Source organism: Streptomyces sp. SID8374, assembly GCF_009865135.1.
Classification (GTDB): domain Bacteria; phylum Actinomycetota; class Actinomycetes; order Streptomycetales; family Streptomycetaceae; genus Streptomyces.
Map to the genome: position 1 here is coordinate 2,660,073 of NZ_WWGH01000001.1, position 23,270 is coordinate 2,683,342.

The 23,270-nt window shown below is 69.2% G+C and carries 13 protein-coding genes and 2 rRNA genes; 2 read left to right on the top strand and 13 right to left on the bottom strand.

Features of this window, described 5'->3' with window-relative positions; genetic code table 11:
• Positions 1-45: 45 nt before the first annotated feature.
• The 3 genes from GTY67_RS11720 to GTY67_RS11730 form a co-directional block, all read right to left on the bottom strand.
• Positions 46-3,170, bottom strand: a 23S ribosomal RNA gene (locus GTY67_RS11720).
• Between the two features lie 296 nt (positions 3,171-3,466).
• A 16S ribosomal RNA gene (locus GTY67_RS11725) occupies positions 3,467-4,992 on the bottom strand.
• Together the 16S and 23S rRNA genes form the textbook arrangement of a ribosomal RNA operon.
• A 719-nt stretch (positions 4,993-5,711) precedes the next feature.
• Positions 5,712-6,719, bottom strand: a complete 1,008-nt coding sequence (locus tag GTY67_RS11730; protein WP_161278610.1) for a stage II sporulation protein M — start codon at positions 6,717-6,719, stop codon at positions 5,712-5,714.
• 121 nt (positions 6,720-6,840) lie between these two features.
• On the opposite strand from GTY67_RS11730, the gene GTY67_RS11735 reads away from it, so the two are divergent.
• Complete coding sequence (locus tag GTY67_RS11735; protein ID WP_161278611.1) at positions 6,841-7,899, top strand: RDD family protein; 1,059 nt, start codon at positions 6,841-6,843, stop codon at positions 7,897-7,899.
• On the opposite strand, the gene GTY67_RS11740 is transcribed toward GTY67_RS11735, so the two are convergent.
• The 8 genes from GTY67_RS11740 to GTY67_RS11775 form a co-directional block, all read right to left on the bottom strand.
• Positions 7,896-8,525 (bottom strand): hypothetical protein, encoded by a 630-nt coding sequence (locus GTY67_RS11740; RefSeq protein ID WP_093687518.1) that lies wholly within the window; start codon positions 8,523-8,525, stop codon positions 7,896-7,898. The two genes, GTY67_RS11735 and GTY67_RS11740, sit on opposite strands and share 4 nt — an antisense overlap.
• A gap of 212 nt (positions 8,526-8,737) precedes the next feature.
• The gene (ahcY, locus tag GTY67_RS11745) at positions 8,738-10,195 is read right to left on the bottom strand and encodes an adenosylhomocysteinase (RefSeq protein ID WP_161278612.1); all 1,458 of its coding nucleotides are present in this window, start codon (positions 10,193-10,195) and stop codon (positions 8,738-8,740) included.
• A 277-nt stretch (positions 10,196-10,472) separates the two neighbouring features.
• Positions 10,473-11,495 carry a cation diffusion facilitator family transporter gene (locus GTY67_RS11750; protein WP_093687522.1) on the bottom strand — a complete coding sequence of 341 codons (1,023 nt, stop codon included), beginning with the start codon at positions 11,493-11,495 and terminating at the stop codon, positions 10,473-10,475.
• A gap of 88 nt (positions 11,496-11,583) precedes the next feature.
• Positions 11,584-12,807 carry a mannose-6-phosphate isomerase, class I gene (manA, locus tag GTY67_RS11755; RefSeq protein ID WP_161278613.1) on the bottom strand — a complete coding sequence of 408 codons (1,224 nt, stop codon included), beginning with the start codon at positions 12,805-12,807 and terminating at the stop codon, positions 11,584-11,586.
• A gap of 47 nt (positions 12,808-12,854) precedes the next feature.
• Entirely contained in the window at positions 12,855-13,988 is a 1,134-nt protein-coding gene (locus GTY67_RS11760) for an SIS domain-containing protein (RefSeq protein ID WP_161278614.1), read from the bottom strand.
• A gap of 156 nt (positions 13,989-14,144) precedes the next feature.
• A complete protein-coding gene (locus tag GTY67_RS11765) occupies positions 14,145-14,333 on the bottom strand; it encodes a Trm112 family protein (protein ID WP_093692638.1) in 189 nt (62 codons plus the stop codon).
• 460 nt (positions 14,334-14,793) lie between these two features.
• Positions 14,794-16,161, bottom strand: coding sequence for a phosphomannomutase/phosphoglucomutase (locus GTY67_RS11770; protein WP_161278615.1), 1,368 nt, complete (start codon positions 16,159-16,161; stop codon positions 14,794-14,796).
• Positions 16,162-16,228: 67 nt separating this feature from the next.
• On the bottom strand, positions 16,229-16,606 hold the full coding sequence (locus tag GTY67_RS11775; protein WP_204117128.1) for a DUF3499 domain-containing protein: 378 nt from the start codon (positions 16,604-16,606) through the stop codon (positions 16,229-16,231).
• Positions 16,607-17,036: 430 nt separating this feature from the next.
• Between GTY67_RS11775 and GTY67_RS11780 the strand changes: the two genes are divergently transcribed.
• Positions 17,037-17,396: a metallopeptidase family protein gene (locus tag GTY67_RS11780; RefSeq protein ID WP_093692641.1), complete on the top strand. Its 360-nt coding sequence runs from the start codon at positions 17,037-17,039 to the stop codon at positions 17,394-17,396.
• A gap of 124 nt (positions 17,397-17,520) precedes the next feature.
• Here the strand turns inward: GTY67_RS11780 and GTY67_RS11785 are convergent, their stop codons facing one another.
• Together GTY67_RS11785 and GTY67_RS11790 are read right to left on the bottom strand one after the other, a co-directional pair.
• Entirely contained in the window at positions 17,521-19,074 is a 1,554-nt protein-coding gene (locus GTY67_RS11785; protein ID WP_161278616.1) for a DUF5719 family protein, read from the bottom strand.
• The gene (locus tag GTY67_RS11790) at positions 19,071-22,931 is read right to left on the bottom strand and encodes a glycosyltransferase family 2 protein (RefSeq protein WP_161278617.1); all 3,861 of its coding nucleotides are present in this window, start codon (positions 22,929-22,931) and stop codon (positions 19,071-19,073) included. Before GTY67_RS11790 ends, GTY67_RS11785 begins: the two co-directional genes overlap by 4 nt.
• Positions 22,932-23,270: the final 339 nt, after the last annotated feature.

Below are 23,270 nucleotides of genomic sequence, written 5' to 3' on the forward strand. Positions count from 1 at the left end.
CGGCCGTTCGTTATTTCAGAACCAACACAGTGGACGCGAGCAACTGAGGACAAGCCCTCGGCCTATTAGTACCAGTCAGCTCCACCCGTTACCGGGCTTCCACATCTGGCCTATCAACCCAGTCGTCTACTGGGAGCCTTAACCCCTCAAGAGGGTGGGAATACTCATCTCGAAGCAGGCTTCCCGCTTAGATGCTTTCAGCGGTTATCCTTTCCGAACGTAGCCAACCAGCCATGCCCTTGGCAGGACAACTGGCACACCAGAGGTTCGTCCGTCCCGGTCCTCTCGTACTAGGGACAGCCCTTCTCAATATTCCTACGCGCACAGCGGATAGGGACCGAACTGTCTCACGACGTTCTAAACCCAGCTCGCGTACCGCTTTAATGGGCGAACAGCCCAACCCTTGGGACCGACTCCAGCCCCAGGATGCGACGAGCCGACATCGAGGTGCCAAACCATCCCGTCGATATGGACTCTTGGGGAAGATCAGCCTGTTATCCCCGGGGTACCTTTTATCCGTTGAGCGACAGCGCTTCCACAAGCCACTGCCGGATCACTAGTCCCGACTTTCGTCCCTGCTCGACCCGTCGGTCTCACAGTCAAGCTCCCTTGTGCACTTACACTCAACACCTGATTGCCAACCAGGCTGAGGGAACCTTTGGGCGCCTCCGTTACTCTTTAGGAGGCAACCGCCCCAGTTAAACTACCCATCAGACACTGTCCCTGATCCGGATCACGGACCCAGGTTAGACATCCAGCACGACCAGAGTGGTATTTCAACGACGACTCCACAACCACTGGCGTGGCCGCTTCACAGTCTCCCACCTATCCTACACAAGCCGAACCGAACACCAATATCAAACTATAGTAAAGGTCCCGGGGTCTTTCCGTCCTGCTGCGCGAAACGAGCATCTTTACTCGTAGTGCAATTTCACCGGGCCTATGGTTGAGACAGTCGAGAAGTCGTTACGCCATTCGTGCAGGTCGGAACTTACCCGACAAGGAATTTCGCTACCTTAGGATGGTTATAGTTACCACCGCCGTTTACTGGCGCTTAAGTTCTCAGCTTTGCACACCCGAAAGTGCACTAACCGGTCCCCTTAACGTTCCAGCACCGGGCAGGCGTCAGTCCGTATACATCGCCTTACGGCTTCGCACGGACCTGTGTTTTTAGTAAACAGTCGCTTCTCGCTGGTCTCTGCGGCCACCCCCAGCTCACCGAGTAAATCGGATCACCAGTGATGGCCCCCCTTCTCCCGAAGTTACGGGGGCATTTTGCCGAGTTCCTTAACCATAGTTCACCCGAACGCCTCGGTATTCTCTACCTGACCACCTGAGTCGGTTTAGGGTACGGGCCGCCATGAAACTCGCTAGAGGCTTTTCTCGACAGCATAGGATCATCCACTTCACCACAATCGGCTCGGCATCAGGTCTCAGACTTCATGCACGACGGATTTACCTACCGTGCGTCCTACACCCTTACCCCGGGACAACCACCGCCCGGGCTGGACTACCTTCCTGCGTCACCCCATCGCTTACCTACTACAAGTCTGGTTCATCGGCTCCACCACTACCCTCAACTCCGAAGAGATCGGGCCGGCTTCACGGACTTAGCATCGCCTGATTCAGTACTGGGCGTTTCAAAGCGGGTACCGGAATATCAACCGGTTGTCCATCGACTACGCCTGTCGGCCTCGCCTTAGGTCCCGACTTACCCTGGGCAGATCAGCTTGACCCAGGAACCCTTAGTCAATCGGCGCACACGTTTCTCACGTGTGTATCGCTACTCATGCCTGCATTCTCACTCGTGAACCGTCCACAACTCGCTTCCGCGGCTGCTTCACCCGGCACACGACGCTCCCCTACCCATCCCAGCCCCCGTTGGGGGTACATGCTGGAATGACACGACTTCGGCGGTACGCTTGAGCCCCGCTACATTGTCGGCGCGGAATCACTTGACCAGTGAGCTATTACGCACTCTTTCAAGGGTGGCTGCTTCTAAGCCAACCTCCTGGTTGTCTCTGCGACTCCACATCCTTTCCCACTTAGCGTACGCTTAGGGGCCTTAGTCGATGCTCTGGGCTGTTTCCCTCTCGACCATGGAGCTTATCCCCCACAGTCTCACTGCCGCGCTCTCACTTACCGGCATTCGGAGTTTGGCTAAGGTCAGTAACCCGGTAGGGCCCATCGCCTATCCAGTGCTCTACCTCCGGCAAGAAACACACGACGCTGCACCTAAATGCATTTCGGGGAGAACCAGCTATCACGGAGTTTGATTGGCCTTTCACCCCTAACCACAGGTCATCCCCCAGGTTTTCAACCCTGGTGGGTTCGGTCCTCCACGAAGTCTTACCTCCGCTTCAACCTGCCCATGGCTAGATCACTCCGCTTCGGGTCTAGAGCGTGCAACTAGTTCGCCCTATTCGGACTCGCTTTCGCTACGGCTTCCCCACACGGGTTAACCTCGCTACACACCGCTAACTCGCAGGCTCATTCTTCAAAAGGCACGCAGTCACGACTGCATGTGCAAGCACACACAGCGACGCTCCCACGGCTTGTAGGCACACGGTTTCAGGTACTATTTCACTCCGCTCCCGCGGTACTTTTCACCATTCCCTCACGGTACTATCCGCTATCGGTCACCAGGGAATATTTAGGCTTAGCGGGTGGTCCCGCCAGATTCACACGGGATTTCTCGGGCCCCGTGCTACTTGGGTGTCTCTCAAACGAGCCGTTGATGTTTCAGCTACGGGGGTCTTACCCTCTACGCCGGACCTTTCGCATGTCCTTCGCCTACATCAACGGTTTCTGACTCGTCTCACAGCCGGCAGACTATGAAAAAGAGATCCCACAACCCCGTATGCGCAACCCCTGCCGGGTATCACACGCATACGGTTTGGCCTCATCCAGTTTCGCTCGCCACTACTCCCGGAATCACGGTTGTTTTCTCTTCCTGAGGGTACTGAGATGTTTCACTTCCCCTCGTTCCCTCCACACTGCCTATGTGTTCAGCAGCGGGTGACAGCCCATGACGACTGCCGGGTTTCCCCATTCGGAAACCCCCGGATCAAAGCTTGGTTGACAGCTCCCCGGGGACTATCGTGGCCTCCCACGTCCTTCATCGGTTCCTGGTGCCAAGGCATCCACCGTGCGCCCTTAAAAACTTGGCCACAGATGCTCGCGTCCACTGTGCAGTTCTCAAACAACGACCAGCCACCCACCACCCCACCCTGTACAGGTGAGTTCACTGGGGCCGGATCGAAGGCGACCTCTACGGCCGTACCTTCAGATACCCAACAGCGTGCCCGACCCGACCGATCCATCCCCACGTTCCACGCCGAAGCAGTACTAGTGACAACCAACCTGTCGTGCCGAATAGTCAACGTTCCACCCATGAGCTGACCACCGTCGAACATTTGCCGACGTAGTGGCTCTGGATCCCCGAAGGGATCTAGATGCTCCTTAGAAAGGAGGTGATCCAGCCGCACCTTCCGGTACGGCTACCTTGTTACGACTTCGTCCCAATCGCCAGTCCCACCTTCGACAGCTCCCTCCCACAAGGGGTTGGGCCACCGGCTTCGGGTGTTACCGACTTTCGTGACGTGACGGGCGGTGTGTACAAGGCCCGGGAACGTATTCACCGCAGCAATGCTGATCTGCGATTACTAGCAACTCCGACTTCATGGGGTCGAGTTGCAGACCCCAATCCGAACTGAGACCGGCTTTTTGAGATTCGCTCCGCCTCGCGGCATCGCAGCTCATTGTACCGGCCATTGTAGCACGTGTGCAGCCCAAGACATAAGGGGCATGATGACTTGACGTCGTCCCCACCTTCCTCCGAGTTGACCCCGGCAGTCTCCTGTGAGTCCCCATCACCCCGAAGGGCATGCTGGCAACACAGAACAAGGGTTGCGCTCGTTGCGGGACTTAACCCAACATCTCACGACACGAGCTGACGACAGCCATGCACCACCTGTATACCGACCACAAGGGGGGCACCATCTCTGATGCTTTCCGGTATATGTCAAGCCTTGGTAAGGTTCTTCGCGTTGCGTCGAATTAAGCCACATGCTCCGCTGCTTGTGCGGGCCCCCGTCAATTCCTTTGAGTTTTAGCCTTGCGGCCGTACTCCCCAGGCGGGGAACTTAATGCGTTAGCTGCGGCACCGACGACGTGGAATGTCGCCAACACCTAGTTCCCAACGTTTACGGCGTGGACTACCAGGGTATCTAATCCTGTTCGCTCCCCACGCTTTCGCTCCTCAGCGTCAGTAATGGCCCAGAGATCCGCCTTCGCCACCGGTGTTCCTCCTGATATCTGCGCATTTCACCGCTACACCAGGAATTCCGATCTCCCCTACCACACTCTAGCTAGCCCGTATCGAATGCAGACCCGGGGTTAAGCCCCGGGCTTTCACATCCGACGTGACAAGCCGCCTACGAGCTCTTTACGCCCAATAATTCCGGACAACGCTTGCGCCCTACGTATTACCGCGGCTGCTGGCACGTAGTTAGCCGGCGCTTCTTCTGCAGGTACCGTCACTTTCGCTTCTTCCCTGCTGAAAGAGGTTTACAACCCGAAGGCCGTCATCCCTCACGCGGCGTCGCTGCATCAGGCTTTCGCCCATTGTGCAATATTCCCCACTGCTGCCTCCCGTAGGAGTCTGGGCCGTGTCTCAGTCCCAGTGTGGCCGGTCGCCCTCTCAGGCCGGCTACCCGTCGTCGCCTTGGTAGGCCATTACCCCACCAACAAGCTGATAGGCCGCGGGCTCATCCTTCACCGCCGGAGCTTTTAACCCCGTCCCATGCGGGACAGAGTGTTATCCGGTATTAGACCCCGTTTCCAGGGCTTGTCCCAGAGTGAAGGGCAGATTGCCCACGTGTTACTCACCCGTTCGCCACTAATCCACCCCGAAAGGCTTCATCGTTCGACTTGCATGTGTTAAGCACGCCGCCAGCGTTCGTCCTGAGCCAGGATCAAACTCTCCGTGAATGTTTACCCGTAATCGGGTGCACACACACGAGAGCGGAACAACCGGTCGGAATAAGACCCGTTGTTCACAGCGTCCTCGCTGTGTAATCGCCTACCGTCACCGAAGTGGACCGGCAGGACTTTTCAAAGGAACCACCAACCTGCACCAGGTGCAGGCCGGGGTATCAACATATCTGGCGTTGACTTTTGGCACGCTGTTGAGTTCTCAAGGAACGGACGCTTCCTTCGGTCCCGTTTCACCGGGGCCCTCCGGGCGCTTCCCTTCGTTTTCTTTCCTGTCTTGCGTTTCCGACTCTATCAGACTCTTTCGTGTCCGATTCCCGGTCGAAGCGGGTCAAGCAGTTTCGCTTTCCAGGTTCTTCGCTTTCGCGTTTTCCCTTTCCGGCGGTTCCAACTTTACCAGACTCTTTTTCGTTCCGTTTCCGGTCCGAATTTGATTTCCGGTGGCCTGTGGAGTGGCCTTGCCTTTCGGCGGATCCGACTTTATCAGAAGCGCGCCGACCGAATGAACGATCTGCGATTCGAGATAAAGGGAATCAGATGGCTCTGCGGGATATGTGAACGTCCCGGCATGAGCGAGATAGACACTATGCGCTTCACTCAGACCTGTCTAGTCCGAGGCAACCGTTTAAATCTACCTCCCCACATCTGCCGTGTCAACGGTTTTTGTGGGCGAAGAGGAGACTAGCAGCTCAGCAGGGGCGAATGCACACCGGTGGTCAGGCGGCGGAGGGAAGCTCGGCGCTCCGTTCGACCGCTGCGAGGTCGCCGGTGTCGCCGGCTCGGACCGCGCGGCGGCCCAGGATGTAGACGTACGCGAGAAAGGCCAGCTCAGCGGCGATGCCGATGGTGATCCTGGCCCAGGTCGGAAGGCCTGAGGGAGTCACGAAGCCTTCGATCAGGCCTGAGACGAACAGGACCAGGGCCAGGCCGATGGCCATGCCCAGTGCGGCGCGGCCCTGCTGGGCGAGGGCGGTTCGGCGGGAGAGGGGACCGGGGTCGATCACCGTCCAGCCGAGGCGCAGCCCCGTACCGGCGGCCACGAACACCGCCGTCAGTTCGAGCAGGCCGTGCGGAAGGACGAGGCCTAGGAAGACGTCCAGGCGGCCCGCGGAGGACATCAGGCCGATGCCGACGCCGAGGTTGAGCATGTTGAGGAAGAGGATCCAGATCACCGGTAGGCAGAGGAACGCGCCCAGGACCAGGCACATCGCGGCGGCCTGCGCGTTGTTCGTCCATACCTGCGCGGCGAAGGACGCGGCCGGGTGGCTGGAGTAGTAGGTCTCGTACTCCCCGCCCGGCCGGGTCATGGCGCGGAGGTCTTCCGGGGCGGCTATCGCCGCCTGGACCTCGGGGTGGGTGCCGATCCACCAGCCCAGGAGTGCGGCCACCACCGTGGACAGGATCGCCGTGGGGACCCACCAGTGACGTGAGCGGTAGACCGCGGCGGGGAAACCTGTGGTGAGGAAGCGGGCCGCGTCGCGCCAGGAGGACTTGCGGGTGCCCGTGACCGTGGCCCGGGCGCGGGCCACGAGCTGGGTGAGGCGCGCGGTGAGCAGTGGGTCGGGGGTGGTCGACCGGATCAGGGAGAGGTGGGTGGCCGTGCGCTGGTAGAGGACGACGAGCTCGTCCGCCTCCGCGCCCGTCAGGCGGCGCCCTCGGCGCAGGAGGTGGTCGAGGCGGTCCCACTCCGTGCGGTGGGCGGTGACGAAGACGTCGAGGTCCATGGGCGGCTGTTGCTCCAGGCATGGGTGCGTACGGGGCCGTACTACTGCGGCGCGCTGCGGGTCAGCTTGGCAGACTGGGTCCGGCCGGGGGCAGTGAAGGTCGGGGAAGAGTGGGGGCGCGATGAGCGAGTTGGTGACCGGGGACGCGGTTGCCCTGGAGCTGAGGCCGGCGAGGCTGCCGAGCCGGGCTCTGGCGGCGGCGATCGATCTGGCGGTGGTCTTCTGCGTCTTCGTCCTGGTATCGGTCGTGGTGGGGATCGCCTCCGTCGCCCTGGACGAAGCCGCCGCCGCGGCCATCGCGGTCGCCTTGTTCCTGCTGGTGCTGATCGGGGGGCCGATCGCGGTGGAGACGCTGAGCCACGGCCGTTCCCTCGGGAAGCTGGCCTGCGGGCTGCGCGTGGTGCGGGACGACGGCGGCCCGATCCGGTTCCGGCACGCGCTCGTGCGGGGGGCGATGGGGGCTGTGGAGATCCTGATGACGTTCGGGGCCGTGGCCTGCATCGCGTCGCTGGTGTCGGCACGGGGGCGTCGGCTCGGTGATGTCTTCGCGGGGACGCTGGTCATCCGGGAGCGGGTGGCGGCCAAGCGGTCGGTCGCCGTGCCGCCGCCCCCGCCGTGGCTGGTCGGCCGGTTCTCGCAGCTGGATCTGTCCGCCGTGCCGGACGAACTGTGGCTCGCGATACGGCAGTACCTGACGCGGATGCACCAGCTGGACCCCGGTGTCGGCGGATCGATCGCCGGGCGGCTGGCCGACGAGCTGGTGGCGCGTACGGGGATCGCTCCGCCGCAGGGGGTGCCGGCGGCCGCGTTCCTGGCCGCGGTGGTGCATGAGCGGCAGGCGCGGGATGCCCGGCGGGTGTTCGCGGGGGCCCGGGGTGCGGCTGCCGCTCCACCGGTGCCTGCGGGCGGAGTTGCGGGGTTTGGCGGGGCTGTTGGGTCGGCTGTGCCTGCGGGGGCCGCTGTGCCCGCTGGGAGCGCTGGGACCGTTGCGTCTTCTGCGCCCGGTGGGGCGCCTTTGCCTGTTGAAACTGCTGGACCCGCTGCGCCTGCTGCTGGGGCGCCTCTGCCCGCTGGGCCTGGTGGGGCCGGGGGCCGTGCGCCTGGCGGTGGTGGGGGTTCTGGTTCGGAGGCGCGGAAGGGGACGGGGGCCTCCTCCGGCGGGTTCGCTCCGCCCGGTTAGTCGGCGGGCCGGGAGGGGCGCGGGGACGGGGGTGTCTCCAGGTGCTCCAACTCGATGCCCGGTGCCGCGAGGACGACGTCGCCGGCCAGGTGAACCGTGTGCCGGTCCCCCGTGTCCAGGGCGCTGACCTGGTATTCGTCCACGATCAGGGGGCCGTTGTCAGTGGTGTGCGCTTCACTGTTCACCAGAGCCCAGGACTGGTCACTGGTACGTGGCGCGAGGACCGGGTCCGTGAAGGTGACCACGCGGACGCGGGTCTCGGGGGAATCGGGGGTGAGGCGCAGAAGTCGGGTCAGGGCGACGAGGAACGCGGGGGATGTTCCGGAGAAGGCGTGGGCGCGGACGTTGCCTTCGGTGGCGTGGGTGCCGGTGGGGTCGGTACGGACCCAGGTGACGCCTTCCAGGGCGGCTCCCCGTACCTGCCAGCTCGCGGCGTGGAGTTCGAGACGGATCGGCCGGCCGAGTTCGTCCAGGGCCAGGTCGACGGAGCCGAGGTGGTCGCCCGAAGGGGACGTGGTCTGGGAGACGTAGCGCCAGCCGGAGGGGCCGGGGGCGCAGTGGAAGTGTTCTTCGCCGAGGGGGGTGTGATCGTGGAGATCGTGGAGCGAATACCTGCCGCGGGGCATGGGGTCCTTCGGGTTCCTCGGGCTGTGCGGGATCGGTGACCGGGGCGTTGACGGGACAAGCCCCCGACACGGGGGTGCGGGGGCCTGTCTCGTCAGCTGCCGGCCACTGGCCGCTGCTGCTTGCTAGGTGATGCGTGCTGCCGCTGGGGCTCGGTGCCGTGCGGCGGCCGGGAGGAGGGAGTGCATGCCTCCCGGCCGCCGACGGTGCCGGATCAGTAGCGGTAGTGGTCGGGCTTGTACGGGCCGTCGACCTCGACGCCGATGTACGCCGCCTGCTCGGGGCGGAGCGTCGTCAGCTTGACGCCGAGGGCGTCGAGGTGGAGGCGGGCGACCTTCTCGTCCAGGTGCTTGGGCAGCACGTAGACATCGGTCGGGTACTCCTCGGGCTTCGTGTAGAGCTCGATCTGCGCCAGGGTCTGGTCGGCGAAGGAGTTCGACATCACGAAGGACGGGTGGCCGGTCGCGTTGCCGAGGTTCAGCAGACGGCCCTCGGAGAGCACGATGAGGACCTTGCCGTCGGGGAACTTCCAGGTGTGGACCTGGGGCTTGACCTCGTCCTTGACGATCCCGTCGATGGCGGCCAGGCCGGCCATGTCGATCTCGTTGTCGAAGTGGCCGATGTTCCCGACGATGGCCTGGTGCTTCATCTTGGCCATGTCCGAGGCCATGATGATGTCCTTGTTGCCCGTCGTGGTGATGAAGATGTCGGCCTGCTCCACCACGTCGTCGAGGGTGGCGACCTGGTAGCCGTCCATCGCCGCCTGGAGCGCGCAGATCGGGTCGATCTCCGTGATGATCACGCGGGCGCCCTGGCCCCGGAGGGACTCCGCACAGCCCTTGCCCACGTCGCCGTAGCCGCAGACGACGGCGGTCTTGCCGCCGATCAGGACGTCGGTGGCGCGGTTGATGCCGTCGATCAGGGAGTGGCGGCAGCCGTACTTGTTGTCGAACTTCGACTTGGTGACCGCGTCGTTCACATTGATCGCGGGGAAGAGGAGGGTGCCGTCACGGTGCATCTCGTAGAGGCGGTGGACACCCGTGGTGGTCTCCTCGGTGACACCGCGGATCTCGGACGCCAGCTGGGTCCACTTCTGCGGGGCCTCGCCGAGGGTGCGGTTCAGCAGGGTGAGGATGTGTGCGTACTCCTCGCTGTCCGCCGTCGACGGGTCCGGGGCCGCTCCGGCCTTCTCGAACTCGACGCCCTTGTGGACGAGGAGGGTGGCGTCGCCACCGTCGTCGAGGATCATGTTCGGGCCGCCGGTGGGGGTGTTCGGCCAGGTCAGCGCCTGCTCCGTGCACCACCAGTACTCCTCCGACGTCTCGCCCTTCCAGGCGAAGACGGGGACGCCCGCGGGGGCCTCCGGGGTGCCGTTCGGGCCGACGGCGATGGCCGCGGCGGCGTGGTCCTGGGTGGAGAAGATGTTGCAGGAGGCCCAGCGGACCTCCGCACCGAGGGCCACGAGAGTCTCGATGAGGACGGCCGTCTGCACGGTCATGTGCAGCGAGCCGGTGATGCGCGCACCGGCCAGCGGCTGGGCGGCGGCGTACTCCTTGCGGATCGACATCAGGCCGGGCATCTCGTGCTCGGCGAGAGTGATCTCCTTGCGGCCGAAGGCTGCGAGAGAAAGGTCGGCGACCTTGAAGTCCTGGCGGTTGGTGACCGTCGTCATAACGGGGCTGCTCCTCGTGATGGGTCGAGGTGGGCTGTCTGGGCTGACTCTGCGGCGACGACGGACGTACGAATGCCCGAGCGCGTTCGCAGTGCAGTCCGTCGGAGGCCCTCTGTCCCTCGCCCGGCTCGCGTTCGCGGACCGGTCGACCGCCATCAGCAGCGACGTCTGTTCCGTATCCGAATCTACACCGAACGGCCCAGTGACCCCCAGCCCGTTCATGGAGCCGGGCGTGTGTGAGGGGTCACCGGGCCGATCGGGGCCGGTGTGCGGTGGGTCAGTGGCCGAGATCCTTCGGGGCCCCCGGGTCCTTCGGGGCCGGGGTGCCGGAATCGTCCGGGGCCGGGGCGCCGGGTGTCTTGGCGGGGTTGGTGCCGGCCGCCGCGGCTTCCGCGTTGAAGATGTCCGGCTCCAGGTAGATGACCCGGGCGATCGGGACGGCGTCGCGGATCCGGTTCTCGGCGGCGTTGATCGCGTTGGCGACCTCGGCGGCGGTGTCGTCGTGCTGGACCGCGATCTTGGCGGCGACCAGCAGTTCCTCGGGGCCGAGGTGGAGGGTGCGCATGTGGATGATGCCGGTGACGGTGTCGCCGTCCACCACCGCGGCCTTGATCTTCTCGACCTCTTCGATCCCGGCGGACTCGCCGAGCAGGAGGGACTTCGTCTCGGCGGCCAGGATGATCGCGATGACGATCAGCAGGATGCCGATGCAGAGGGTGCCGATGCCGTCCCAGACGCCGTTGCCGGTGGCGAGGGCGAGACCGACGCCGCCGAGGGCCAGGACCAGGCCGACGAGCGCGCCGAGGTCCTCCAGGAGGACGACGGGGAGTTCGGGGGCCTTGGCTCGGCGGACGAACTCGGTCCAGGAGCGGTCGCCGCGGGTCTGGTTGGACTCCTTGATCGCCGTACGGAAGGAGAAGAGCTCGGCGATGATCGCGAAGACCAGGACCCCGACCGGCCAGTACCAGGCCGTGATCTCGTGCGGATGCTTGATCTTCTCGTAGCCCTCGTAGACCGCGAACATGCCACCGACCGAGAAAAGGACGATGGAGACGAGGAAGGCGTAGATGTAGCGCTCGCGCCCGTAGCCGAACGGGTGCTGCGGGGTGGCCTCGCGCTTGGCCTTCTTGCCGCCGAGCAGCAGAAGGCCCTGGTTCCCCGAGTCGGCGAGCGAGTGGACGCTCTCCGCGAGCATCGACGAGGAACCGCTGAAGAGGAACGCTACGAATTTGGCCACGGCGATCGAGAGGTTGGCGGCGAGCGCCGCCACGATCGCCTTGGTTCCGCCGGACGCGCTCATGAGTGCGTGGTGTCCCTTCCTCGGTGTGCGGCAGGTGGTGCCGCGCTGCGGCGGCACATTGTTGCAGCCACGGGGGAAGGACGATGTATCAGGCCGCCACCGTGGCACGGAAGAGTGTGCCCGCTCCGGCGGCCTCCACCGCTTCGGCGGCCGGTACGTAGACGGACTGCCCGGGGGTGAGGTCGAGTTCGCCGACCCGGACGGCGCCCGCGGTGCAGAGCAGGATCTGCGGGGTGGGGGCGGTCAGTTCGGCGGGCGCGGCCCCGGACGCGAGGGTGTAGCGGGAGAGGGCGAACTCGTCGACGGGGGTCTCGTACCGCTCTTCACCGGAGGGCGACGCCTCCGGGCGCAGCACTCCGGGCTCGGTGGCCTCGAAGCGGACGACGCGCAGGAGTTCGGGGACGTCGATGTGCTTGGGGGTGAGGCCGCAGCGCAGCACGTTGTCCGAGTTCGCCATGATCTCGACACCTAGGCCGTCGAGATAGGCGTGCGGAACGCCGGCGCCGAGGAACAGGGCTTCGCCGGGCTGGAGTTGTACGTAGTTCAGCAGCATCGCGGCGAGGACGCCGGGGTCGCCGGGGTAGTTGTGGGCGATGCGGGCGTACGGGGCGTGGGGGCCGCCGAGGCGTTCGCAGGCGGCCGCCGCCTCGGCCACGGTGTCGGCCATCTCCGCCGGGTCCGCGCCGAGGATCGCCGTGAGCACCTCGCGGAGGGCGGCCTCCTCGGGGTGGGCGCGCAGGAGGTCGACGTACGGCTTCAGGGAGTCGACGCCGAGAGCCTCCATCGCGTCCGCCGCCTCGGTGGGCCTGCGGAAGCCGCAGAGGCCGTCGAAGGGGGTGAGGGCGCAGATGAGTTCGGGCTTGTGGTTCGCGTCCTTGTACGTGCGATGGGGGGCGTCGATCGGGACGCCCCGCGCCTCCTCGTCCTCGTACCCCTTGCGGGCCTGGTCCAGGTCGGGGTGGACCTGGAGGGAGAGGGGGGCGCCGGCGGCGAGGAGCTTGAGGAGGAAGGGGAGGCGGGGGCCGAACCTGGCGACGGTGGCCGCGCCGAGCTCTCCTTCGGGGTCCGCGGCGATGACGTCGGTGAGGGGGCGTTCCGTGGGGGCCGTGGTGTCGGCGGTGCCCGTGGTGTTGCTGGTGTCGGTCGTCTCGGAGGTGCTCTTGGGGCGGGTTATGCGGGAGGGGGCTCCTGGGTGGGCGCCCATCCACATCTCGGCCTGCGGTTCGCCGGTGGGGGCGGTGCCCAGCAGGGCGGGGATGGCCGTGGTGGAGCCCCAGGCGTAGGGGCGCACGGTGTTGGACAGCCGGTCCATGGAGTCGTCCTCGCTGGTGGGGTTGTGCGGTGTGTGGTGCTTCTTGCTTACGTGGGCCTTGATGCCAGAGCCACGTAAACAGCAGCGAAATCCGTGATGGCCAGCAGTTCCGCCAGCGCCTCCAGCTCGCTGCCCTCGTCCGGTTCCAGTTCGCTGACCGGGGTGTCGTGGCCGAGCGCCAGTTCCCGGGCCGCCGGGTAGGCGCTCAGGCCGCCCGTCGGGCGGTCCCGGAGCAGGACGACCCTGGCCCTGAGGGTCTCGCCCTCGTCGACCCGGTCGCGGAAGAAGTCGTCCGGGTCCGCGCCGGCCGCGAAGTCCCCGGCGAGGAGGGTGCCGTGCGAGGGGAGCGCCTCGGGGAGTTCGGCGGCGAGGGCGGGGCGGCCCGCGAGCTCGGACAGTACGGCGGCGAAGCGGCGGCCGACCGGGCCTGCGGCCTCGCCCTCCGTCCACAGCAGCGGGAGGCTGTCGGCGAGCTCGGCGGCGAGCGTCTTGGCCGGGTTGCTGTACGTGGCGATGGCCGGGCCGCAGCGTTCGGCAGTGCGGTCCAGGCGGTCGGCCACCTTCTGGAGCTCCTCGGCGGGGGCGGTCACCAGGCCGACCCGGTCCAGGAGGGCCAGCAGCGGGGTGAGCAGCGCCCACAGGGTGCCCGGTCCCGCGGCCGAGGTCTCCGCGTCGTACTCGCCGTGCGGGGCGGCCGCCATCGGTACGACCAGGCCGTGCACCCCGTCGACCGCCTCGCGCAGCGGGGAGCGGGTGGGGGCGACGGCGACCACGGTGCAGCCGCGGCGGTACGCCTGCTCGGCGAGGAGGGCGAGGCCCGGCTCGGAGCCGTCGGCGGTCGCGATGAGGAGGAGGTCCACGGAGCCGGCCCAGCCGGGCAGGGTCCAGCGCAGGGCGCCGGGGGCGGGGGCGACGCCGGTCGGGCGGATCCGGGCCACGGGGGCGGCCGCGCCCGCCAGTGCGCCGATCAGGTCGGCGACGCCGGATGCGGCGGTGCCGGGACCTGCGACGAGGACGGCGCGGGGACGGCCCTCCGGGTTCAGGCCGCCGATGCCTGCCTCGGCGGCGTGCCGGGCGGCGGTGCGGACCCGGGCGCCTGCCTCGGCTGCGCCGCGGAGCAGGTCGCGGCGGTCGGCCCTGGCCAGGGCTTCCGGGGCGTCGAGCATGGACTCGTCGAGCATGGCGGTGGGCCTCCGATCGCCGGGTGGGGTGCGGGATGCGGGTGCGGGGGTCGGTGGCGGGGGGCCTTCACGGGGGCGCTGGGTGTGTTGCCTGCGCTCTGTCTCCGGTCGGGTCCGGTGCCGCGCGGGGCCTGCCCGTACGCGCGTCGCTCGCGGTCAGGCGGGGCGGCGGGCCTCGTCGACGAGCAGGACCGGGATGCCGTCACGGACCGGGTAGGCCAGGCCGCAGTCGGTGCCGGTGCCGGTGCAGACCAGCTCCGGGCTGTCGGCCTCGGTGCGGTCGTCCAGCGGGGAGTGGCAGGCCGGGCAGGCCAGGATCTCCAGGAGGCCGGCTTCGAGCGGCATGGGGTGGGTCCCTTCGAGCGGTGCGGTTTCTGATTCACGTGGATCAGGCGTCGTCAGCCTACCGCTGGGGGGACGGGGGCGCGGCCCGGCCGGGGGGTGGGGGCCGGGGATGGGGCGGTGGGGTGGGGTCGTGGGGGGCGGTGCGGGTGGGGGGGTGGCGCCTGCGGCGGGCCTGTCCCCTCCCCGCCCCTTCCCGAAACCGGGGCTGTGCCCCGGGCCCCCCTTTGTCCTCAAGCGCCGGACGGGCTGGAGATCGGGGCTCCGTCCCGGACCCCGCTCCTCAAACGCCGGAGGGGCTGGAATGGCGCCGGGGGAGCTGGGACGGCGGCGCCACAAGGGCTGCGGGCCAAGGGGCGCGGGCCAAGGCACACGGCCAAGGGACACGGGCCAAAGCTGAGAACCAAGGGATGCGGCCAGGGCTGCGGGCCAGGCTGTCGGCCAAGGGCTGGTAGGCGAAGCCTCAGGACCGGATCAGGGCCAGTACCTCGTCCCGTACCGACTCCATCGTGCGCTCGTCCCTCGCCTCCACGTTCAGGCGCAGCAGCGGTTCCGTGTTCGAGGCTCGGAGGTTGAACCACCAGTCCGGGGAGGTGACCGTCAGGCCGTCCAAGGTGTCGAAGGTGATGTCGTCGCGGGTGCCGTAGACCGTCTTGACCTTGGTCAGGCTGGCGGTCTGGTCGGCGACCGTGGAGTTGATCTCGCCGGAGCCGGAGTAGCGGTCGTAGGCCGCCACCAGTTCCGAGAGGGGAGCGTCCTGGCCTCCCAGGGCGGCCAGGACGTGGAGGGCGGCGAGCATGCCCGTATCGGCGTTCCAGAAGTCGCGGAAGTAGTAGTGCGCCGAGTGTTCGCCGCCGAAGATCGCGCCGTGCTCGGCCATCTCCGTCTTGATGAAGGAGTGGCCGACCCGGGTGCGGACCGGGGTGCCGCCGTTCTCACGGACCACCTCGGGGACCGACCAGGAGGTGATCAGATTGTGGATGACGATGCCCTCGCCGCCGTTGCGGGCCAGTTCGCGGGCGGCGACCAGGGCCGTGATCGCGGACGGGGAGACGCCGACGCCCCGTTCGTCGACGACGAAGCAGCGGTCCGCGTCGCCGTCGAAGGCGAGGCCGAGGTCGGCGCCCTCGGCGAGGACGCGGGCCTGGAGGTCGACGATGTTCTTCGGGTCGAGGGGGTTGGCCTCGTGGTTGGGGAAGGTGCCGTCCAGCTCGAAGTAGAGGGGGACGAGGTCGAGGGGCAGACCTTCGAAGACCGTGGGGACCGTGTGGCCGCCCATGCCGTTGCCCGCGTCGACCACGACCTTCAGGGGGCGGATCGCCTTGAGGTCGACCAGGCCCAGGAGGTGGGCCGCGTAGTCGGTGAGGGTGTCGCGTTCGGTGATCGTGCCGGGGGTGGCGGACGCCGGGGGCTGCGGGGCGCCTTCCGACCACTGTTCCACCAGCGTGCGGATCTCGCGGAGGCCGGTGTCCTGGCCCACCGGCGTCGCGCCCGCACGGCACATCTTGATGCCGTTGTACTGCGCCGGGTTGTGCGAGGCCGTGAACATGGCGCCCGGGAGGTCCAGCGCCCCCGACGCGTAGTACAGCTGGTCCGTGGAGCAGAGGCCGATGAGCGTGACGTCCGCGCCCCGGGCCGCCGCGCCCCGGGCGAAGGCGCCGGACAGGGCCGGCGACGTGGGGCGCATGTCGTGGCCGATCACGATCGCGTCAGCTTCCGTGACCTGGACGAACGCGGCCCCGAACAGCTCGGCAAGCGCCTCGTCCCACTGGTCGGGCACCACGCCACGGACGTCGTACGCCTTCACGAGCTGCGACAGATCAGCAACCACGGCCGGTCCTCCTGGTGTTTACGGAGGGTCCAAACTACCCGGCCGGGCGACACCCGAAGTGGTGGCCTCAGGAGTCCGGGGAGCGCAGCACTCTCAGGTGGCCCCGGCGGGCGACTTCCACCGGGTCGGCGGCGCGGGGGCCCCTGCCTCCGCCGTCCGGTCCGCGGTCGTGCGGCCGGGCCGCTTCCCGTACCGCGTTGGCGAGGGCTTCGAGGTCGTCACCGCTGGGCTGTGCGGGGGCGGAGCCGTCGGAGAGGCGCACCACCTCCCAGCCGCGTGGCGCGGTCAGCCGCTCACTGTGCTCGGCACAGAGGTCGTAGCAGTGGGGCTCGGCGTAGGTGGCGAGCGGGCCGAGGACCGCAGTCGAGTCGGCATAGACGTACGTCAGTGTCGCGACGGCAGGGCGGCCGCACGCGGTGCGCGAACAGCGACGTACAGGGCTCACGATGTTGGACGGTACCGCACTCTTGAGCGGGCTGCGACGACTCTCCCCCGGCTCACCCCACCGTGTCGCCCTGTGGTCCTCGACACACCCCCGCCCCCGGTGGCCCCCCTGACCTGCGGCGCGGTGGGGGCGCGGAGCGGACCGGGTGGTCCCGGGGGCGCGCGCCGGGGCGGGCGGGCGGCGTCCCGCACACCGTCGATGATCGGATCAGGGGCCTGAAAAGGGCTCAACCTTGGCCTGAATGTTCAACTGCGGACGGGAGAGCCGGCAGCGGGGGTGTTCGGTCCGGAGAAACCGTCGCGGGGCTGTGTCGTCGGCACGATCGCGCCGCCCCGGGGAGCGTTACGCTGCGTCGGTGATGGACAGCTCTGTACCTCCCCCCCACTCCTTCGAGCCGCGGCCCCGGCGCCGCGACCGTCATGGCCGCGGTATGCGGGGGCCCGTCGCACCACCCCAGGTGCCGCTGTCGCGCAGCCGGGGTGAGGTCTTCCGCGATCTGGTCCAGGACTCGGTGGAGCGGCTGGAGCGGCGCTGGCCCCAGCTGGCCGAGGTCGACTTCGTCGTTCTGGACGTGCCCTCGGAGCTGGAGGAGAGCGTTCCGCTCGGCGGCGCCGTACCGGCGGCCAAGGGCCGGCCCGCCCAGATCGTCGTCTACCGGCGGCCCGTCGAGATCCGCACCAAGACCCGCGACGAGCGCGCCCTGCTGGTCCACGAGGTCGTCGTGGAGCAGGTCGCCGAGCTGCTGGGGCTGGCCCCGGAATCCGTCGATCCGCGGTACGGGCAGGACTGAGCCCGGCCCCGTACCCGCGGCTGTGCCCGTGCCGTTCGCGTCGGACCCGTGCCACCTGTCGTTCGGACCCCGTACCGCCTGTTCGTTCCGGTGCCCGTCGGGCCCGTACCCCTGCCCGTACCCCTCAGTCGTCCAGTACCGACAGGTCCTGCCGTGACGACGGCACCACGACCGTGCCGCCGTCGTCCGGCAGCGTCTGCACCGTGAACATCTGGACGCCGTCCTGCGGGAGGACCAGCGCCCGTGACGCGTGCACCGGGCCGCCGGACACCGTCTCGACGGTCAGCGCGTACGCGCCCTTGAGGCCGGCCGGGGGCTTCGGGGTGACGGCCATCGTCGTACCGGCCTTGACCGTGTACGTCTCCACGGCCGCCTCGCCGCCTCCGCTCCCCGCCGACGTGGTCACCTTCACCTTCGCCGTGGCGCCCGGCGCGGCCAGGGAGAGCGTGGAGCCCTTGGCCCGGTTGTCGGTGACGCTCGCCCGGGCGCCCACCGGGCCGGTGGCCGGGATGTAGGCGTACTCCTGCTTGGCGCCGGTGCCCCGGACCACGCGCAGGGCGGCCACGATCGGGGTCGCCCGGTTCTTCTCCACGGGGGTGAGGCGCAGGGAGCCCGGCTCGCCGCGGGTGATGTCCTTCAGGTCGATCGTGGCGGTCATCCCGGACTTGATGTGGAGGGTGTCGTTCCCGGCCGGGGCGAACGTCGTGTTCTTCCCCATCAGCTGGACCTTCACGTCCGCGTCGTTCTCGCCGGGCGCGTACGCCACCAGCTGTACGGACGTGGCGTCGGCCGGGATGCCGGGCATCACCAGGCTGCTGGAGGGGTCCGCAGCCGCCGTCAGCCAGTCGGTGCCCGAGCCGTCGTCGGCGGTCAGGAGGACCGCGCCGACCCGGCCGGAGCGGGTGGTGACGTGGGCCGTCAGGTCGTTGGCGGACTCGTCGGTGAGGGTGGAGAGCAGGAGCGCGACGCTGGAGCGGGCGGGCACGGTGATGCCGTCGCCGACCTCGGAGGTGACCGCGCCCTTGGCACCGAACAACTCGATGTCGGCCACGGCCGCGCTGTCGTCGGGGTTGGTGAGGTGGAGGTAGTCCTGGCGGGAGCGCGCGGTGCTGGCGCCGGGGAACCAGAAGTCGGTGTCCGGGGCGGTGCAGCTGACCCCGAGGAGGCCCCGGGAGCCACCCACGGTGACCGTGGTGGTCTGCTGGGCGGCCCAGCCGGGGGCGAGGGTGCCGGTGGCCGTGCCGACGAGGGCCGGGGCGTCGGAGCCGTCCGCCTCGGCGAGGACCGGCTTTCCGGGCTCCTTGACGGCGAGGACCGGCTTGTCGGCCTTCTCCCGTGCTTTCTTCGCTGCCTCCTCGGCCTTCTTCGCCTTCTTGGGGTCGGTCTCGACCTCGTCGTCGTCGAGGACCGGCAGGGCCGGCTTCAGCTCGGCGGTGCCTTTCGCGTCCTCGCCCTTTCCGGCCCCGGTTCCGGGCGGGGTGAACGAGGTGTACGTCGTCTCCGCGAGGTCGGAGGTGCTGGGCGCCGGGCAGACCAGGCTGGAGCGTTCGACCGGCAGCCGGGAGGCGGTCGCGGTCTCCTCGGCGGCCGTGCCCTCGGGTGCGTTGAGCGAGGCGAAGCCGGTGATGGCGGCCAGGGCGACGGCGCCCGCGATGAGGGACAGGTGGGTGGACTTCACTCGGACTCGCCTCGCGATGCGTTACGGGTCTGCCAGGGGGCCTGGCCCGGGGTGTCGGGGTGCTCGCCGCTCTCGGCGGGGTGCTGGGCGGGATCGGCGTACGGGGGCTGCTCGCCCGTGTACTGCCCGTACTGGTCGTACTGCGCGTACTGGCCGGGGCCGCCGTACTGGCCGCCGTCGCCCTGCTCGCCGCCGTACTGCTGCTGCTGTCCGTACGGGTCCTGGGCGCCGTAGCCGCCCTGGTCCGGGTAGCCGGAGGGGTAGCCGGGGTCCTGCTGCGTGTACGGGTCCTGCTGGTACGCGGCGTAGTCGCCCTGCTGGTAGGTGGTCGGCGCCTGCTGGTCGGCGCCCTGGTACTGCTGGCCGTCCCACTCCCCGTAACTCTGCTGCGGGAGCACCGCGTAACCGCCGGTGGTGTCCTGCTGGTCGGGGACGTACTCCCCCGGAGCCGGACCGGCCGCTTCCGCCTGTGCCGGTACGTGCGGAGATGCGGACGGAGGTGCCGACTGCGGCAGGGGCGGGATCTCGCCCGTTCCGTCGGCCGGGTGGCCGTCCTCGGCGGCCTCGGCCGCTGCCGCCTCCGCCTCGGCCGCCGCGCGGAGCCTGCGGGCCCTGCGGCCGTCGCCGTCCACGTCGGTGGCGGCGACCGCGAGCGCCTCGTCGGGCAGGTCGTCGTCGATCTCGCGGCGGCGGCCCGGCAGGGCCATGACCACCAGGACCACGGCGATCGCGCCCTGCGCCCAGAGCCAGACGGTGTGGGTGAAGGGGGCGTCGTAGGTGAGGTCGAGGCGGCCGCCGCCCGCGGGCAGTTCGAAGCCCTGGGCCCAGCCGTCGACGGTCACCCGGGTCAGCGCCTGGCCGTCGACCGTGGCCTGCCAGCCGGATGCGGCCTCGTCGGCGATCCGCAGGATGCGGCCCTCGTCGCCCGCCGGGATCTGGGAGTGGGCCTCGACGGGCCCCGAGGCGACCGGAAGGCGTTCGCCGTCACCGCCGGCCGGGACCACCATCACGCGGGCGACCTGGCGGTCCACCCGCCACAGGGCGCTGCCGTCCAGCTGGCTGAGGCGGCTGAGGCCGGGGGTCGTGTCGAGGACGCGGCTCATCTGGCGCGGGGCTCCGTCGCGTACGAGGACGTAACGGATGGCGAAGTTGCCGAGCTGGCCGCCCTGGTCGGCGCCGGAGCCCGCGACCAGGTTGGCGACGACCTTGTCGAGGTGGCTGTTGGAGCCCGCCGCCTCGGTCAGTTCGCCGTCGCCGAGCCGGGCGCCGGAGCCCCGGACGAGGCTGTACGAGACGGCCTCGGGCGAGGTGCCGCCGAGGACGAGGGTGCGCGCCTGGTCCTGGGTGGAACTCTCCTCGGCCACGAACGCGGGCACCTGGACGGGGTCGCGGCGCTCCAGGGGGCCGTCGGCGCCGCCGATCATCCAGCCGACGGCGGCCAGGGCCGGGGCGAGCCCGGCGGCCAGGGCGATCAGGGCGGCGACGGGCTGGCGCCAGCCGAAGCTCTGCTCGGCGACCCGGACCCGCGCGCCGTCGGCGCCGACGAGTGCGGCGGCGATCAGGGCGGCGCCGTAGACGAGGGTGGCGGGTCCGGCCCAGGTGGAGCCGTTGGCGAGGGCCGCGAAGAGCAGGCCGGTCAGCGCGGTGGCCCAGGCGGCCCGGACGGCGAACTGCCGGTCCTCGCGCAGCAGGGCGGCGAGCGCCGCCAGCACGACGCCGAGGAGCAGGAAGCTGCCTGCCGCCTTGGGGCCGCCGGGGCTGATCCCGAGCAGGTCGTACGCCGAAGCCGTCCCCGTACCGATGTCCAGGCCCGCTTCCCGCAGGAACGCGGACGGGTCGGTGAGGAGCGTCAGCGACCAGGGCGCCAGCGCCAGCATCGGGGAGCCGACGGCGGCGAGGAAGCGGAGCCCGTACGCCGCGATGTCGTGGCGGCGCAGCGCCAGCACGCCGAGGCCGAGCACCACGGCGAGCGGCCACACGATCGGGGTGAAGGCGGTGGTGACGGTGAGGAGCAGGGCGAGCGCCCAGGTCGCGCGCCAGCTGCCGCGCGGGGCGTCCGGGTCGGTGCCGTTGCGGAGCCCGTGGGCGGCGACGGCGGCGCGGGCGATCAGCGGGAGCAGGACGAGCAGGACGGCGGTGCCGAGGCGGCCGGTGGCCAGGGCGCCGGTCGCGGCGGGCAGGAAGGCGTACGCGACGCTCGCCCAGGCCCGCAGGAGCCGCGAGGGGAGCAGCGGGCGGGAGGCGAAGTACGCGGTGAGCCCGGCCAGCGGGACCGAGCAGACCAGCAGCACGGCGACGGCGAAGCCGGTGGAGCCGAGGAAGAGGGCCGACAGGGCGGCCAGCAGCGCGAGGTAGGGCGGGGCGGTCTCGGTGGAGCCGGTGGAGATCGTGTGCCAGGCGTCCGCGTACCGGTCCCAGAGCTCGCCGGCCTCCGCCGGGGCGGGCAGCAGGGCGCCGCCCGCGAGGGAGCCGCCGGTGAGCAGGTTGCGGCAGGCGATGAGGGAGACCACGAGCAGCAGCGCGAAGAGGACCGGGCCGGGTTTGCGGCCGATCCGCTTGAGCCGCGCGAACTGGTCGACTTCGAGGAAGTCGGCGTCGTCGCCGCCGGGCCCGGACTCGACGGCCCCGTGCCGCGAACCGCTGGACTCGGCCTCGCCCTTGCTGCCGAAGTTGCCGGCGACCTGTTCGACGGTGGCGCGGACGGTGGCGCCGGGCGGCGGGAAGAGCGCGCGCAGTTCGGCCGCGTCGACCACGCCCTTTCCGCGGTCGCGGCGGGCGGCGAGGATGCGGCCGGGCCGCAGCAGAGTGCCCAGGAGGCCGGTGACCTCGTCGAGTGCCTGTCCCGGGACCTTGCCGACGAGGTAGGCGAGGGTGCGCAGGAGGGTGCCGACGACGAGCCGGAGCAGGACCCAGGGCAGGGCCTTGGCGCGCGCGTTGACGAGCATCGTGTAGACCGCGCCCGCCTTGTCGACGCGGTGCGGGCCGGCGACCGAGCGGCCGGCGCAGTCGATGGGGCGGCGCTCGCGGGCGGAGGCCTCGGCGTGGCGCAGGGCGGCGTCCGGGGCGACGAGGACCCGGTGGCCGGCGAGGTGGGCGCGCCAGCACAGGTCGACGTCGTCGCGCATCAGCGGGAGGCTGCGGTCGAAGCCGCCGAGCTCCTCGTAGACGTCGCGGCGGATGAGCATGCCGGCGGAGGAGACGGAGAGGACGGTACGGACCTGGTCGTGCTGGCCCTGGTCCTGCTCGCGGCGGTCCAGGCCGGTCCAGCGGCGGCCGCTGTTGGCGATGGAGACGCCGACTTCGAGGAGCTGCTTGCGGTCGTACCAGCCGCGCAGCTTGGGCCCGACGATGGCGGCGTGCCGGTCGGTGTCGACGACGCGCAGCATCGCGGCGAGCGCGTCGGGCTCGGGTGCGCAGTCGTCGTGGAGCAGCCAGAGCCACTGGACCGGTTCGCCGTGCGGCAGCTCCGGCAGGTCGTAGTTCTCGTCGACCCAGGCCCGGGTGACCGGGTCCCAGCCGCCGGGGCGCTTGAGGTAGGGCAGGTCGTCGGGGGTCAGCGGCCCGGCGGTGCGGGCCGCCTCGTCGACGGCGGTGCCGAAGCTCGTACGGCGGGCGAGGTGCAGGACACGGTCGCCGCCGAGCGCCTCGGTGACCAGCCGGGCGGAGTCGTCGGCGCTGCCGGTGTCGGCGGCGACGACGTTCTGTACGGGGCGTTCCTGCCCGAGCAGCCCGGCCAGCACGTCGGGCAGCCAGCGCGCGCCGTCGTGGGAGACGAGCACGGCGGTGACGACGTGCCGGGGGAACTCTGGGGCGGCGGCGGCCGCGTTCGGCGCCGCCGAGTGGCTGTGCACGGACATCGAGGTACGGGCCCTCCGGCCGGGTCCGGGGGCGTATCCCCGGGGGCTGCATCGGTGTACACGCGCGCCCCGGCGGGGCGTTGGCGCATCTCGGACGGGGCCCCACACTAACGGTACGGATACCGGGGGGTGGCCCGGAGCGGGTGGAAGGCCCTGGTGCGCGGGGGTCGCGTACATGCCGACGGCCCGTCGCCCGCTCCCCGGGGAGGGAGTGGTGGGCGACGGGCCGTCGGGGCGTGGTCCTGGGGAGCCCTGCTCGGGAAAGGGCTGCCGGGGGCCGGGGCCGGGCGGAGCGCCAGGAACGGTGGGGTGCCTGGGGCGCTGCCTTCTTGAGGTGTC

What these genes read in the sequence shown, in the direction of transcription:
- GTY67_RS11730 (WP_161278610.1), bottom strand. Translation starts at nt 6,719, where the DNA reads ATGGACCTCGACGTCTTCGTCACCGCCCACCGCACGGAGTGGGACCGC.
- GTY67_RS11735 (WP_161278611.1), top strand. Translation starts at nt 6,841, where the DNA reads ATGAGCGAGTTGGTGACCGGGGACGCGGTTGCCCTGGAGCTGAGGCCG.
- GTY67_RS11740 (WP_093687518.1), bottom strand. Translation starts at nt 8,525, where the DNA reads ATGCCCCGCGGCAGGTATTCGCTCCACGATCTCCACGATCACACCCCC.
- ahcY (WP_161278612.1), bottom strand. Translation starts at nt 10,195, where the DNA reads ATGACGACGGTCACCAACCGCCAGGACTTCAAGGTCGCCGACCTTTCT.
- GTY67_RS11750 (WP_093687522.1), bottom strand. Translation starts at nt 11,495, where the DNA reads ATGAGCGCGTCCGGCGGAACCAAGGCGATCGTGGCGGCGCTCGCCGCC.
- manA (WP_161278613.1), bottom strand. Translation starts at nt 12,807, where the DNA reads ATGGACCGGCTGTCCAACACCGTGCGCCCCTACGCCTGGGGCTCCACC.
- GTY67_RS11760 (WP_161278614.1), bottom strand. Translation starts at nt 13,988, where the DNA reads ATGCTCGACGAGTCCATGCTCGACGCCCCGGAAGCCCTGGCCAGGGCC.
- GTY67_RS11765 (WP_093692638.1), bottom strand. Translation starts at nt 14,333, where the DNA reads ATGCCGCTCGAAGCCGGCCTCCTGGAGATCCTGGCCTGCCCGGCCTGC.
- GTY67_RS11780 (WP_093692641.1), top strand. Translation starts at nt 17,037, where the DNA reads ATGCGGGGGCCCGTCGCACCACCCCAGGTGCCGCTGTCGCGCAGCCGG.
- GTY67_RS11790 (WP_161278617.1), bottom strand. Translation starts at nt 22,931, where the DNA reads ATGTCCGTGCACAGCCACTCGGCGGCGCCGAACGCGGCCGCCGCCGCC.